At 74.9% G+C, this 13,227-nt stretch carries 15 protein-coding genes; 4 read left to right on the top strand and 11 right to left on the bottom strand.

Annotation, left to right across the window (positions count from 1 at the left end; all coding sequences use genetic code 11):
- Window positions 1-11: 11 nt before the first annotated feature.
- The 7 genes from JKP76_RS12945 to JKP76_RS12920 all read right to left on the bottom strand — a co-directional run bounded on the left by JKP76_RS12945 (window position 12) and on the right by JKP76_RS12920 (window position 5,438).
- Complete coding sequence (locus JKP76_RS12945) at window positions 12-248, bottom strand: DUF1059 domain-containing protein (RefSeq protein WP_200491172.1); 237 nt, start codon at window positions 246-248, stop codon at window positions 12-14.
- A 238-nt stretch (window positions 249-486) separates the two neighbouring features.
- Window positions 487-1,368 carry a formyltetrahydrofolate deformylase gene (gene purU / locus JKP76_RS12940; protein WP_200491171.1) on the bottom strand — a complete coding sequence of 294 codons (882 nt, stop codon included), beginning with the start codon at window positions 1,366-1,368 and terminating at the stop codon, window positions 487-489.
- An 87-nt stretch (window positions 1,369-1,455) separates the two neighbouring features.
- Window positions 1,456-2,388: a non-homologous end-joining DNA ligase gene (gene ligD, locus JKP76_RS12935; protein ID WP_309229993.1), complete on the bottom strand. Its 933-nt coding sequence runs from the start codon at window positions 2,386-2,388 to the stop codon at window positions 1,456-1,458.
- On the bottom strand, window positions 2,385-2,783 hold the full coding sequence (locus tag JKP76_RS21080) for a hypothetical protein (RefSeq protein ID WP_309232939.1): 399 nt from the start codon (window positions 2,781-2,783) through the stop codon (window positions 2,385-2,387). Before JKP76_RS21080 ends, ligD begins: the two co-directional genes overlap by 4 nt.
- 15 nt (window positions 2,784-2,798) lie before the next feature.
- Window positions 2,799-3,443, bottom strand: coding sequence for a hypothetical protein (locus JKP76_RS21075; protein ID WP_309232938.1), 645 nt, complete (start codon window positions 3,441-3,443; stop codon window positions 2,799-2,801).
- Entirely contained in the window at window positions 3,440-4,726 is a 1,287-nt protein-coding gene (locus tag JKP76_RS12925; RefSeq protein WP_242471294.1) for a Ku protein, read from the bottom strand. The genes JKP76_RS21075 and JKP76_RS12925 overlap by 4 nt, the downstream gene beginning before the upstream one ends.
- Before the next feature lie 127 nt (window positions 4,727-4,853).
- Complete coding sequence (locus tag JKP76_RS12920; protein WP_200491170.1) at window positions 4,854-5,438, bottom strand: DUF1360 domain-containing protein; 585 nt, start codon at window positions 5,436-5,438, stop codon at window positions 4,854-4,856.
- Between the two features lie 186 nt (window positions 5,439-5,624).
- Between JKP76_RS12920 and JKP76_RS12915 the strand changes: the two genes are divergently transcribed.
- Entirely contained in the window at window positions 5,625-6,056 is a 432-nt protein-coding gene (locus JKP76_RS12915) for a hypothetical protein (protein ID WP_200491169.1), read from the top strand.
- Between the two features lie 253 nt (window positions 6,057-6,309).
- Entirely contained in the window at window positions 6,310-6,708 is a 399-nt protein-coding gene (locus JKP76_RS12910; RefSeq protein WP_200491168.1) for an STAS domain-containing protein, read from the top strand.
- A gap of 85 nt (window positions 6,709-6,793) precedes the next feature.
- Here JKP76_RS12910 and JKP76_RS12905 read toward each other — a convergent pair whose 3' ends face one another.
- Window positions 6,794-7,801 carry a DNA topoisomerase IB gene (locus JKP76_RS12905; protein ID WP_309232937.1) on the bottom strand — a complete coding sequence of 336 codons (1,008 nt, stop codon included), beginning with the start codon at window positions 7,799-7,801 and terminating at the stop codon, window positions 6,794-6,796.
- A gap of 58 nt (window positions 7,802-7,859) precedes the next feature.
- The gene (locus JKP76_RS12900; RefSeq protein WP_242471293.1) at window positions 7,860-9,629 is read right to left on the bottom strand and encodes a SpoIIE family protein phosphatase; all 1,770 of its coding nucleotides are present in this window, start codon (window positions 9,627-9,629) and stop codon (window positions 7,860-7,862) included.
- Between the two features lie 356 nt (window positions 9,630-9,985).
- On the opposite strand from JKP76_RS12900, the gene JKP76_RS12895 reads away from it, so the two are divergent.
- Window positions 9,986-10,405, top strand: a complete 420-nt coding sequence (locus JKP76_RS12895) for an ATP-binding protein (RefSeq protein ID WP_242471292.1) — start codon at window positions 9,986-9,988, stop codon at window positions 10,403-10,405.
- Entirely contained in the window at window positions 10,402-11,418 is a 1,017-nt protein-coding gene (locus JKP76_RS12890; RefSeq protein WP_309229755.1) for an RNA polymerase sigma factor SigF, read from the top strand. Before JKP76_RS12895 ends, JKP76_RS12890 begins: the two co-directional genes overlap by 4 nt.
- 61 nt (window positions 11,419-11,479) lie before the next feature.
- Here JKP76_RS12890 and JKP76_RS12885 read toward each other — a convergent pair whose 3' ends face one another.
- A complete protein-coding gene (locus JKP76_RS12885) occupies window positions 11,480-12,649 on the bottom strand; it encodes an SPFH domain-containing protein (protein ID WP_200491165.1) in 1,170 nt (389 codons plus the stop codon).
- A gap of 77 nt (window positions 12,650-12,726) precedes the next feature.
- Complete coding sequence (locus tag JKP76_RS12880) at window positions 12,727-13,164, bottom strand: NfeD family protein (RefSeq protein ID WP_200491164.1); 438 nt, start codon at window positions 13,162-13,164, stop codon at window positions 12,727-12,729.
- Between the last annotated feature and the right edge of the window lie 63 nt (window positions 13,165-13,227).

The raw sequence follows: 13,227 nt of genomic DNA, 5'->3' as shown, positions 1-13,227 counted from the left end.
CCCACGCCCCGTCAGCGCGAGGGCTGCTCGGCGAACGCCTTCTTCGTGTCGCGGTACCAGCCCATCGCGCGCAGCGGCCGCCGCCAGCGCGCCTTCATCTCCTCGTGGGCGGCCTCGTGCGCGCTGTCCCCTGCCGCGACGGCCTCGCGCAGGTGCCGGTCCTGGGCCTTGATGACCTCGTCGGCGGTCGCCCCGCTCAGCTCCAGGTCGCAGGGGCCACCCAGCTGTCGGCAGGTCATGGTCTTCATCGCTGTCCCTCCGGTCGTCGTCGTGCTCCTGCCCCTCTGACGGACGGGCGGGCGCGGATGTGACCGGGGGGACGACGACCTGCTCGTCCGGCCCGCCGTGCGTCACGCCCTCGATGGCGAACGCGTGGCCTCCCACGACCCCGCGCGACGATCAGCCCACCTGATCGTCGAGCGTCCTCCCTCGTGGTGCACGGTGAGGGAGGACGCTCGATGATCAGGGTCCCTGATCGTGGCGGGGTCAGGCGAAGACGATCGTCCGCGGGCCCTCGACGATCACGCGGTCCTCGACGTGCCACGTCACGGCCTGGGCGAGCACCTGCCGCTCGACGTACCGGCCCACGCGGCGCATGTCCTCGACCGTCGCGCGGTGGTCGACCCGCGCGACCTCCTGCTCGATGATCGGCCCGGCGTCGAGCTCGGGGGTGACGTAGTGCGCCGTCGCCCCGATCAGCTTCACCCCGCGGTCGTGCGCGGCCTGGTACGGGTTCGCCCCGACGAACGCCGGCAGGAAGCTGTGGTGGATGTTGATCAGCCGCTCGGGGAACCGGCTGCAGAAGTCCGCGGACACGATCTGCATGTAGCGGGCCAGCACGACCAGGTCGACGTCGCCGATCAGCTCGAGCGCGCGCGCCTCCGCCTTTGCCTTCGTCGCCGGCGTCACCGGCACGTGGTGGAACGGGATGCCCGCCGCGGCGGCCACCGGCGCGAGGTCGGGGTGGTTGGACAGCACCGCGACCAGGTCGGCGCGCAGGTCACCGGCACGCACCCGGTAGATCAGCTCCTGCAGCACGTGGTCGGCCTTGCTGACGAAGACCGCGACCGTCGGCCGGTGCGCCGCCTCGGTCAGCCGCCAGGTGAGCTGCCACTCCCCCGCCACCGCGGCCAGCCGCGCCTCCAGCTCGGCCCGGCGCTGCGCCAGCCCGGCGAGCACGAACTCCAGCCGCAGCGTGAAGATGCCGCCGCTGGGGTCGGAGGAGTGCTGCTGGGACTCGGTGATGTTCGCGCCCAGCTCGGTCATCACCCCGCTGAGCAGGTGGACGATGCCCGGCCGGTCCGGGCAGCGGACGACGAGCCGTCCCAGGTCGGCGGTGCTGGGGTCGTGCGGGCCTGCGGCGGACATGCCCGGAATCGTGGCAGGCGCGCACCCGCCCGCGGCCACCCGGGTGGGGCGGTCACCCCGGCACGTCCCGGCCCGGGGGTGCCGCGGTCAGACCTCGGGCAGCGGGGCCCGGGTGGCGCCGGCGACGTCGAACAGGTCGCCGTACTCCTCCACCCGCGCGAGCACCTGGTCGGTGGTGAACCGCAGCGCGGCCGGGTCCAGCGACCCGTCGCGCACCGCATCCACCTCGTCCCAGCCGATCGGGGTCGAGACCGTCGCGCCGGCGCGGGCGCGCAGCGAGTAGGGCGCCACCGTCGTCTTCGCCGGGTTGTTCTGGCTCCAGTCGATGAGCACCTTGCCCGGGCGCAGCGCCTTCTCCATCCGCCAGACGACGTCGTCGGGGGTCTCGGCCGAGAGCTCCTGCGCGAGCTGCCGGGCGTACCGGCTGGGCTGCTCGCGGTCGGTGGGGACGTCGATCGGCGCGTACACCTGGAGGCCCTTGGAGCCCGAGGTCTTGACCACCGGGTCCAGCCCGTCGGCCTCCAGCCGCTGCCCCAGCCGCTCGGCGACGCCGCAGCACTCGGCGATCCCGGTGTCGGGCCCGGGGTCCAGGTCGAGCACGAGCAGGTCCGGCAGGGCCGGCTGCCCGTCGTCGTCGACCCGCCACTGCGGGACGTGCACCTCCAGCGCCGCCAGGTTGGCCGCCCACGCGAGGTCCGCCGTCGACTCCAGCAGCACCATGTCGAGGGTCTCCCGGCCACGCGAGCTGCCCGGGCTCGGGATGGTGACCCGCCGGACCCACTCGGGCGCGTGCCGGGCGCTGTTCTTCTCGAAGAACGTCTGCCCCTCGACGCCGTCCGGCCAGCGGGTGAAGGTGACCGGGCGACCGGCCACGTGCGGCAGCAGCACCGGCGCGATGCGCACGTAGTAGTCGATGACCTGCGCCTTGGTGAACCCGACCTCGGGGAAGAGCACTTTGTCCAGGTTGGAGACGCCCAGCGTCCGCCCGTCGATCTCCACCCGCTGCTTCGACGGGCTCACGGCTCGACCACCACGTCGTCGGGCTCCAGGTCGTCGCGCACGCCCTTCCACGACGGGTGCCGCAGCCGGTTGTCCGCCGTCCACACCGCGTAGGCCACCTCGCCGACGAGGTCGGGCTCGACCCAGTGCGCGTCCCGGGTGATCTCGCGGGGCAGCGTGCCGTCGAACGGCGGGTCCGCGCGGGGCGTGAAGCCGCGCTCCAGGTCGACGAGGTCCCGGGCGCGGAAGCCGGTGCCGACGTGGCCGACGTAGACCAGCCGGCCCTCGCCGTCCGGCACGCCGACCAGCAGCGAGCCGATGCCGCCGGCCCGTCTGCCCTGCCCGGGCCGCCAGCCGCCGACGACGACGGCCTGCGTGCGGACGTTCTTCAGCTTGCGCCAGTCCGGGCTGCGCACGCCGGGCCGGTAGGCTTAGGAGTCCAGCCGCTTGGCGACGACGCCCTCCAGCCCGTTCTCCTCGCTCGCCGCCAGGACCCCCTCGCCTCCGCCCGAGAACCACGGCGTGGCCACCCAGCGGTGCCCCGCCAGGCCGAGGGCGTCGAGCCGGGCCCGGCGCTCGGCGTAGGGCCGCCCGGTCAGGTCCTCTCCGTCCCAGGCGAGCAGGTCGAACACCAGGTAGCTGACCGGCCGGGCGGCCGCCATGCGCGGCACCTCGGGGCCGGTGCGGTGCATGCGGTTCTGCAGCGCACCGAAGTCGGGCCGCCCGTCGGCGTCCATCAGCACGATCTCGCCGTCCACCACCGCGTCGTGGCCGTCGAGGGCGGCGGGCAACCGGCCCACCTCCGGGTAGCGGACGGTGATCGCGGTGCCCTTGCGCGAGGTGAGCACCAGCGAGCCGGCGCGCACGGCAGCGACCGCGCGGACGCCGTCCCACTTGAACTCGTAGCCCCAGCGGTGGTCCTCATCGGGCCCGGGCAGGACGCCGGCGGTGGCGAGCATCGGCAGCGGCGCCGGCGTGGGGGCCGGCGTCGCGTCCAGCTTGCGCACGCTCCAGGTGCCGTCGGCCTGCCGCTCCAGGCCGTACCGGCCGACCAGCCGCCGGCCGTCGACGGTCACCGTGATCCGGTCGTCGGTCCACGTCTCGGCCGCGTACCGGCCGGCGTCCCAGACCGAACCCCCGCCGCCGTCGGACGTGGGGACGGCGACCCGCCCCGGGCCCGGTCCGGTGGGCAGACCGTCGGGCATCGCCCACGCCGTCGCCACGCCGCCGCGCTCCAGGCGCAGCTCCCAGCGCACCGGCTCCCCGGGCGTGCGCTGCTCGAGGACGGCGAAGGCGTCGTCGCCGTCCTGCCGGCCGCGGCCGCGGGCCGGCACGTCAGGCGCTGCGGCGGGCGCGCTTGGCCGGCGGCTTGGCCGCGCTCGCGGTCTTCTTCGCCGCGGTCGCCTTCGTGGCCGTCGTCTTCTTCGCCGCCGCCCTTCTTCGCGGGGGCCTTCGCCGCGGCCGCCTTCTTCGCCGGCGCGCGCTTGGCCGGCGCCTTCTTGGCGGGCGCCTCCTCCGCGACGTCGTCGGCGTCGTCGGCGTCCTCCGCGTCGGCTGCGTCGTCGTCGGCGGCCGGGGCGGAGCCGCCCTTGGCCCGCTCCACGCTGCGGCGCAGCGCGCTCATCAGGTCGACCACCGCGGCGCCGTCATCGTCGGAGACCTCCGGCGGCTGCTGCACCTCGCCGCCGGACTGCTTGGCCTCCAGCAGGGCGGTCATCGCCTCGCGGTAGTCGTCGGTGAACTCGGTGGGGTCGAACTCGCCGGACATGGACGAGATCAGCGCCTCGGCCATCTTCAGCTCCTGCGGGCGCACCGAGACGTCCTCGTCGAGGAAGGCGAAGTCGGGCCGGCGGATCTCGTCGGGCCAGCGCATCGTGTGCAGCACCAGCACGCCGTCGCGCACGCGCATGGCGGCCAGCGACTCGCGCTGCCGGATCGCGATCTTGGTGATCGCCACCTGGCCGGCGTTCTCGAGGGCGTCGCGCAGCAGCACGTAGGGGCGCGTCGCCGGACCGTCGGGCTCCAGGTAGTAGGTCTTCTCGAACTGGATGGGGTCGATCTCGGACTGGTCGACGAACTGCAGCACCTCGATCTCCCGCCGGGTGCTCAGCGGCAGCTCGTCGAAGTCCTCGTCGGTGAGGACGACGACCTGGCCGTCGGGCAGCTCGTAGCCCTTGGCGATGTCGCTGTACTCGACCTCCTCGCCGTCGATCGAGCAGACCCGCCGGTACTTCACCCGGCCGCCGTCGGTGGCGTGCACCTGGTGGAACCGGATGTCCTTGTCCTCCGTCGCGGAGTACAGCTTCACCCCGATGCTGACCAGGCCGAACGACACGGCCCCGCGCCAGATGGATCGCATGCCGCCCCTTCCCGAGTGGGCCGCCGAGGGCCCGCGCCGGCCCGCGACCGGGCCAAGATCACACGATAGGTCCGCGGGCGCCCCCTCGGCAGGTCGGCGGACCTGCCGCCTCCCCCGGTCGGAGGACCTACGCCTCGACGCCCTCGGGCTCGTCCGCCCGCACGGATCCGGTGAACAGGCCGTTCTGGATGGCGTCGTAGGCGAACTGCAGCACGTCCGAACCCGCGACCATCGTCATCGTCAGCGCGGCCAGCCGCGTTGCCCTGGGCGCGCTGACGTAGCCGAACACGAAGCCGGTGCCCACCCACTGGGCGAGGCAGAAGGGGCAGGTGAGCAGCTCCCCGACGGCGTGCTTCACCCCGCCGTGCTCGCGCACCTCCTCGGCGACCTCCGCGTGCCCCGAGGGCCCCTCGAACCGGACGAAGGGCGCCCGCACGGGCGCGGTGACCGGGTCCTTCGCGATCCGGCGCGCGAGCCGGAAGGTGGCCACCGTCAGCAGGGCGGCGTCGCCGAGCGGGATCCGCTCCGGCAGCTCCCGGCCCGAGGCCCGCACGGCCGCGGCCGCAGCCGACACCAGGCCGACGTACACGCCCATCGCGCCGAGATCGGCACCCAGCGGCCGGGGCTCGCCGTCGGTGTACTCGCGCTTCTGCGTGCGGGCCCACCGGCGGACCGGGGCCCCGATCCGCTGCACCTCGTCTGCGATCGCCATGGGGCCGCGCTACCCGCCGTCGGCCGGGTGAACCTCCCGGCGCCCGACCGTGCGCCACCGCACACGAGGCATGGCGACGGAGGTCCCGGGTAGGGCGGGTGCACGACGCCGGTCGGCGACGACCGGCTCCCCGTCCCCCCGGGGACGACGAGAGCGGGTGCGCCCGCGCGACGAACGGAGACCCGCATGACCGATCCCGGCACCACCGACGGCGCCACCCGGACCGAGGGCCAGACCGCCCGGGACATCCTCCCCGAGGCCGACGGCATCCCCGAGACCGCGCAGGACGACTCGCCCACGATGGAGCGCGCCGAGGACCCGCAGTTCGAGGCGCTGCCCGGCGAGAGCCCGACGGCGACGACGGACTTCGGCACCACCGCCGCCGAGCAGGCCGAGGGCGAGCCGCTGGACGGCCGGCTGGACCGCGAGCTCCCCGACGACAGCGTCGACGTGCGACCGGCGGAGGACCCGCAGCGCGGGGAGGTCCAGCTGGAGCAGGACCTCGACACGAGCGACTCCGGGACCGACCGCACGGCGGACGACGTCGACGCCACCGGCGACGCCGCGATCGGCGGCGAGGGCCCCGAGGAGTCGGCGGTCCACGTCACCGACGCCTGACCGCTCCTCCTCCGTCGCCCGCCCCGGGGACGCGGCACACGCCGTGGCCCCGGGGCGGGTTGGCGCGTGCCGGTCCGGTTGTCTACCTTGGGTCCGCGGTTCAGCAGGTAGCCGCACCGGAGCAGATCCCACGAGGGTCGGTTCCGGCCGCGTCGACCACGCGCGGAACCGGGGGGATCCGCACCTCGGATCGCGCAGCGGTAGATTGACCGGGCGGTGTGCCAGCGCGCCGCCGCCGAGAGGAGCACGATCCGTGACCACTTCCGACCTGCCCGCCGAGGGACAGCCCGACGTGCCGAACGAGGGCACCGACGCGCCCTTCGACGACGTGATCACGCTCTCCACCTCCACCGACGAGGACGGCGTCGTGACCGTGACGGTCGTCGGCGAGGTGGACACCTTCACCGCGCCGGTGCTGCGTTCGACGCTGGACGGCCAGCTCGAGCAGTCGCCCCGCGAGCTCGTGATCGACCTGTCCGGCGTCCAGTTCCTGGGCTCGGCCGGCCTGGCCGTGCTCGTGGAGACGCAGAAGTCCGCGCGCAGCCGCGAGGTCGCCCTCCGCCTGATCGCCACGACCCGCGCCGTCACCCGCCCGCTCGAGGTGACCGGCCTGATCGACCTCTTCACCATCGCCGACAGCACCGCCCGCTGACGGCGGGGCTCCTCCGGGAGCCCGACGACGCAGGGCCCGTCCGGGGAACCGGACGGGCCCTGCGTCGTTCGCGGGGTGGGCCGGCTCAGGCGGACAGCATCTGGCAGACCGCCTGCTCCAGCACCCGCTGGACGTCGCGGTCGGCGTCGGCCTCCTCGGCGGCGCCCAGGGCGTGCGCGACGGTCTCGCCGTGCTCGTAGTGGTCCACCACGCGGGGGTCGACGTAGCTGGCCTTGCAGACCGCCGGGGTGTTGCCGAGCTGCTCGCTGACCGCCTTGTAGGCCGCGCTGATGATCTTCTTGCGCGCGGTCTTCGACCGGGGCGGGGGCGCCTCGGCCAGCCGCGCGGCCATGAGCACCGTGGCGTTCCAGGTGCGGAAGTCCTTGGCGGTGAGCTCCGCGCCGCTGATCTCCTTGAGGAAGGCGTTGATCTCGGTGCTCGTGACGTCCCGCCAGGTGCCGTCCTCCACCCGGTAGGCCAGCAGCTCCTCCCCCGTGCCCTCCGGCCGCTCGAGCAGCTGTCGGACGACGGTGGCGACGGGCCGGTCGGTGAGCTCCACCTCGCGCTCGATGCCCCCCTTCGCGGTGTAGGCGAAGAACGTCCGCTCACCGCGCACGCGGACGTGCTCGCGGCGCAGCGTGGCCAGCCCGTAGGTCCCGTTCTCCTCGGCGTACTGCTCGCTGCCGATGCGGAACGCGGCGAGGTCCAGCAGCCGGATCGCGGTCGCGAGCACCCGCTCCCGGTTGAGCCCCCGGGTGCGCAGCGCGGCGACCACCTCGTCGCGGACGTCGGGCAGCTGATGGGCGATCTCGAGCACCCGCTCGTGCTTCTCGGCGTCCCGCCGCGCCCGCCACTGGTCGTGGTAGCGGTACTGCCGGCGTCCGGCGGCGTCCACCCCGGTGGCCTGGATGTGCCCGTTGGGCCACGGGCAGATCCAGACGTCCTTCCACGCCGGCGGGATCGCCAGGCCGCGGATCCGGTCGAGCCGGTCGTCCTTGATCAGGGCACCCGCGTCGTCGTGGTACGCAAAGCCGCGCCCCGCCCGGCGCCGGGTCCAGCCGGGGCCGTTCACGTCACTCCGCCGCAGTCTCACCGCCGGAGGATGGGCAGCGACGACGCGGCGCAAACGCCGCGCCGTGGCCCGTCACCCGTCAGCGCAGGTCGACCAGACCACCCAGGCCGCTCACCTCGAGCACCTGCCGGGTCACGCCACCCTCGGCCGCGTGCACGACCAGCCGCCATCCCTCGTCGCGGGCGATCCGGGCGACGGCGAGCACCACCCGCACCGCGGCGCTGCTGAACAGCGTCACGCCGGCCAGGTCGAGCTCCACCCGCGCGGTGCCGCCGTGGCTGGCCTCCAGCAGCCGGATGCGCAGCGGGTCGGCGGCGGCCTCGTCCACCGCCCCGGTGGCGCGCACGACGGGGCGCGGGCCGGTGCGGTCGACGACCAGGCCGGCCCGCTCCCCGCCCGGAGCCGGCACCGGCGGCGCCTCGGCGCTGCGCCGCAGCCGGACCGTCAACGTCACCGTCGTGCCGCTGCGGTCGTCGAGCGAGACGCCGTCGACGAGCTGCCGCATGATGAGCAGCCCGCGGCCGCGGTCGCCCGGGTCGTGGTCCGGGGGCCGCCAGGACCCGTCGTCGTGGACGGTCACGGTGAGCACGCCGTCGCGGTCGACCGACGCGCGCACCTGCACCGCCCCGGGCTCGGTGCCCCGGTAGGCGTGCTCGGCGGCGTTCGCAGCGGCCTCGCCGACGGCGGTCATGACGCCGACCCGGTCGTTCTCGTCCATGCCCAGCTCGGTGAGCCAGGCGGTGAGCCGGCGGCGGATCGCGGGCAGGGAGGCGGGCACCGCGGGCAGGTCCAGCTGCAGCGGCCGCTGGGTGGTCGCGCGGCGGTGCGCCACCAGGACGGCGACGTCGTCCGGCCAGTCGTGCGGCGAGCGCACCAGCTCCGCGATCTCCACGGCCAGACCCGAGGCGGTCGCCGGGTCGCCGGCACCGGGCCGGGCCAGCACCTCGCGGGAGGCCGCCACGAGCTTCTCGAGGGCGACGGCGTAGTCGCTGCTGCTCCCGGCCAGCGCGCCGTTGGAGAACAGCACCAGCGTCGCGCCGTGCGGGAGGACCGACCGGTGCACCGGCGCCCCGACCCCGGGCACGCTGCCCAGCGGCGGCCGCGGCGTGACGGGGAGGAACGCGGCGGCCCCGTCGCTGCCGACGACGAGCGGCGCGGGGTGGCCCGCGGTGGTGTAGGCCAGCTCCCCGCTGGCGGAGTCCAGCACGCCGTAGAAGACCGAGGCGCCCTCGACGTCGTCCATGATCGCGGCGAAGGAGTCCAGGCCGGCGAGCACCGCTGCGGGCGAGGGGTCGGTGAGCGCCGAGGACCGCATCGCCCCGCGCAGCCGGCTCATCGCGCCGGCCGCGGCGATCCCGTGCCCGACGGCGTCGCCGACGACGAGCGCGACCCGCCCGCCGCCCAGCGGCACGGCGTCGTACCAGTCCCCTCCGGCGGCCCGCACCGACGTCGCCTGGTGGTAGCTGCCGGCCAGCGCGACGTCGGGCAGCATCGGCAGGAACGGGGGCAGCAGCGAGGACTGCGCGGCCTCGACCGCGGCGGCGCCCAGGGGCGGAGCGGGCACCGCGAGCCGTCCGTCGCGCTCGATGACCACCACCGCGCCCGGCTCGCCGGCCACCTCCAGCGGCCGCAGCGCGACCGTCACCGCGGGGCCGCCGGCGCCCAGCGCCCCGTGCACGGTCTCCGGCAGCCCCGTGCCGATGACCGTGTCGACGACGTCGGCCAGCGGGCGCCCGGCGACCACCGGGAGCTCGTCCGGCGCGGTGCCCATGCGGCGGGCACCGGCGTTGGCCCAGACCGTGCGCCCCCCGGCGACCAGGCAGTAGATGGGGGTGGCGGCAGCCTCCATGGCCGCGAGCAGGACGGCCCCGCCGTCCGGCCCGGGAGCAGGCGGAGGAGGTGGCAGACTGCCCTGGCTGGTGCTCATCCCAGGCCAGGGAACAACAGCCCCACGACCTCGGCAACCGCGCCGGGGAGCGGCCGGGCGTGGGACAACGCACGTTTCCCGCGCCGCGGCGCAGGGGTAGTAGAGGCAGTCGGCTCGGCGCGTACCCGTGCCGCGTGGGCAGAATGGACACCGCGCGACCCGAGAGCCGGGGAGCGCCGGGACGAAGGAGCTGCAAGCGGATGGTCGACTCGAGGGGCGCCCTCGCGCCGGATGCACGGCGCGCGGAACGACTGGAGCTCCGGGTACCGATCACCCCGATGCAGCTCCCGGCCGTGCGGGCCATGGCCGGCGACCTCGCCATCCGGATGGACTACGACCTGGACAGCGTCGAGGACCTCCGGCTCGCCGTGGACGAGGCCTGCGCGACGCTGGCCAGCATCGCCGCCGGCGACGCGCCGCTCACGGTCGTGTTCGAGACGACCCGCGCCGGGCTGCACATCGAGGCCTGGGTGCCCACGGCCGCCGGGGTCGACGTCCCCCGCGACGGCTTCGGGTGGGCCGTGCTGGCCACGCTCGTGGATGCCGTCGAGGGCCGCCCGGCCACCCAGGGCGCAGTGCCCGGCGGCGACGGCTCGGACTCCCCCGTCGCGGTGATCGCCATGGACAAGTACCTGCCCGGCCAGCGCCCCGCCGAGCTGGCGGGCGGCTCGGAGCAGAACCTCTCGGTGGCCCGGTGACCCGGTCCCCCGCCACCGATCCCACCGGGATCAGGGTGGATCTCCGGGACGCCGTGGCTCCCGAGCCGCGCGAGGCCCCGGAGCAGGACGCCGCAGCGCGTCCCGCGAGCGGGGCCGCGGACGCGACGCCCGCCGACGACGCGACACGCGCCGACGACGCGACGCCGGCCGACGAGGCACCCGCCGCGGAGGCCCCCGCCGCGGAGGCCCCCGCACCGGACGCCCCCGCCCCGGACGCCCCGCCGCTGTCGGACAACCGCCGCCGCGCGCAGCGCACCGCGCCGCTGTTCGCCGAGCTGGCCACCCTGGAGAAGGGCGACCCGCGCCGCGAGCGGCTGCGCGAGATCCTCGTCGAGGAGCACCTGCCCCTCGTCCGGCACTTCGCCCGCCGGTTCAGCAACCGCGGCGAGCCCTTCGACGACCTCCTGCAGGTCGGCACGCTGGGCCTGATCGCGGCGATCGACCGGTTCGACCCGACCCGGGGGGTGGAGTTCCTCTCCTTCGCGGTGCCGACGATCACCGGTGAGATCAAGCGGCACTTCCGCGACCAGGGCTGGTCGGTGCGCGTGCCGCGCCGGCTGCAGGAGCTGCACCTCTCGCTCAACGCGGCGGTCGGCGAGCTGGCGCAGAAGAACGGCCGCGCACCGACGCCCAGCGAGCTCGCCCAGCACCTGGGCATCCCGCGCGAGGAGGTCCTCGAGGGCCTCGCCGTCGCCAACGCCTACCGCAGCAGCTCGCTGGACGAGCGGCTGTCGGGCGACGACGACTCCCCCACCCTCGCCGCCACCCTGGGCGAGGAGGACGCCGCGCTCGAGGGCGTGGAGTACCGCGAGTCGCTCCAGCCGCTGCTGGCCACCATCCCGGCCCGCGAGCGCCGCATCCTCATCCTGCGGTTCTTCGGCAACATGACCCAGTCGCAGATCGCCGCCGACATCGGCATCTCGCAGATGCACGTGTCCCGGCTGCTGTCCCAGACCCTGGCCAAGCTCCGCGAGGGCTTGCTGAAAGATTGAGCCACGACGACGGCGGCGGCCCAGGACCTCCCGGGGTCCTGGGCCGCGGTCGTTCCTGCGACTACTGCTGCGGGGGCTCGTCCCGGGCCGGCAGCTCGGGGGTGATCTCCGACAGCGGCGGCGGGGTGGGCACCACCGGCGTCGTGTCGGTGATGCTGGTCAGCTCGATCTTCGCCTCGGGCTGGTCGGCGGCCTTGGGCACCGCGGACTCGAACCAGCTGCTCGTGTCGATGCCGCCCTCGGGCGGGGCGGTGCGACCGTCGGTGGACGGCCCGACGTCCATCCACGAGGTGCCCTTGTCGGCCCCCCCGAGGCTGGCCAGCCCCTCCAGCGCCTTGCTGAACTCGCTCGGGACGATCCACATCTTGTTGGCGTCACCCTGCGCGATCTGCGGCAGGGTCTGCAGGTACTGGTAGGCCAGGAGCCCCTGGTCGGGCTTGCCGTCGTGGATGGCCTGGAAGACCGTCTCGATCGACTTCGCCTGACCCTGCGCCTGCAGGAACAGCGCGGCCCGCTCGCCCTCGGCGCGCAGGATCCGGCTCTGCCGCTCGGCTTCCGCCTCCAGGATCGCGGCCTGCTTGCGACCCTCCGCGGAGAGGATGGCCGAGGCCTTCTCGCCCTCGGCCGAGGTGATGGCCGCCTGGCGGTGACCCTCGGCGGTGAGGATGACCGCACGCTTGTCGCGGTCGGCGCGCATCTGCTTCTCCATCGAGTCCTGGATGGAGTGCGGCGGGTCGATCGCCTTGATCTCCACGCGCGCCACGCGCAGGCCCCACGGGCCGGTGGTGCCGTCGAGCACCTCGCGCAGCTGGCTGTTGATGCCGTCGCGGCCGGTCAGCGCGCCCTCGAGGTTCAGCCCGCCGACGACGTTGCGCAGCGTCGTGGTGGTCAGCTGCTCCATGCCGGTGATGTAGTTCGCGATCCCGTAGACCGCGAGCTTGGGGTCGGTGACCTGGAAGTAGACGACGGTGTCGATGCCGACCTGCAGGTTGTCGGCGGTGATCACCGGCTGCGGCGGGAAGGAGACGACCTGCTCGCGCAGGTCGATCGTGGCCCGCACGCGGTCCACGAAGGGCACCAGGACGGACAGGCCCGGGGTGAGCGTGCGGCTGTACCGGCCGAGCCGCTCGACGACCTTGGCCTGGGCCTGCGGCACGATCGTGACGCTCTTGGCCAGGACGACGACCAGCAGCAGCGCGATCACGGCCAGGGCGATCAGGGCGGGTTCCACGGGACCTCTTCCGTCGGGGGCGGATGCTCCCGACCCTCCCACGTCCGCATCCCCAGGTCACGGTCGCGGCCGGCGGTTCACCCCAGCGCGTCGCCCACCACGGCGGTCGCGCCGTCGATCTGCAGGATGCGCACCGTCGTGCCGACCGCGAAGGCCTCGCCGTCGTACTGGCTGCGGGCCGTCCACTCGTCGGCCCCGAGCCGGATCCGGCCGCCCGCGACGTCCACGGCCCGGGTGACGACGGCGGTGCGCCCGACGAGGGTGTCCACGCCGTCCAGCTGGGCCGGCGTCCGGTGCTCCAGGTGCCGCTTGGCGATCGGGCGGACCACGGCGAGCAGCGCCAGGGACACGGCGATGAACGCCACGAGCTGGAGCGCCGTCGCGCCTCCGGCGACCGCCACCGCGGCGCCGCCCAGGGCACCGCCGGCGAACATCAGCAGCACGAGGTCGAGGGTGACGACCTCCCCGCCGACGAACAGGCCGGCGGCGATGAGCCAGAGCAGCCAGGCAGCCATGGTCCGGAGTCTGGCAGAGCCGTCGGCCGGCCGCGGCGGCAGGCGCGCGGCCGACGTAGCCTC

Source organism: Blastococcus sp. TML/C7B (assembly GCF_016612845.1).
GTDB lineage: Bacteria > Actinomycetota > Actinomycetes > Mycobacteriales > Geodermatophilaceae > Blastococcus.
This window is presented reverse-complemented; position numbering and strand designations above follow the sequence as displayed.

Excerpts from the sequence above, each read along its gene's own strand:
- JKP76_RS12945 (WP_200491172.1), bottom strand. The coding sequence starts at position 248 with ATGAAGACCATGACCTGCCGACAGCTGGGTGGCCCCTGCGACCTGGAG.
- purU (WP_200491171.1), bottom strand. The coding sequence starts at position 1,368 with ATGTCCGCCGCAGGCCCGCACGACCCCAGCACCGCCGACCTGGGACGG.
- JKP76_RS12925 (WP_242471294.1), bottom strand. The coding sequence starts at position 4,726 with ATGCGATCCATCTGGCGCGGGGCCGTGTCGTTCGGCCTGGTCAGCATC.
- JKP76_RS12920 (WP_200491170.1), bottom strand. The coding sequence starts at position 5,438 with ATGGCGATCGCAGACGAGGTGCAGCGGATCGGGGCCCCGGTCCGCCGG.
- JKP76_RS12915 (WP_200491169.1), top strand. The coding sequence starts at position 5,625 with ATGACCGATCCCGGCACCACCGACGGCGCCACCCGGACCGAGGGCCAG.
- JKP76_RS12900 (WP_242471293.1), bottom strand. The coding sequence starts at position 9,629 with ATGGAGGCTGCCGCCACCCCCATCTACTGCCTGGTCGCCGGGGGGCGC.
- JKP76_RS12895 (WP_242471292.1), top strand. The coding sequence starts at position 9,986 with ATGCAGCTCCCGGCCGTGCGGGCCATGGCCGGCGACCTCGCCATCCGG.
- JKP76_RS12880 (WP_200491164.1), bottom strand. The coding sequence starts at position 13,164 with ATGGCTGCCTGGCTGCTCTGGCTCATCGCCGCCGGCCTGTTCGTCGGC.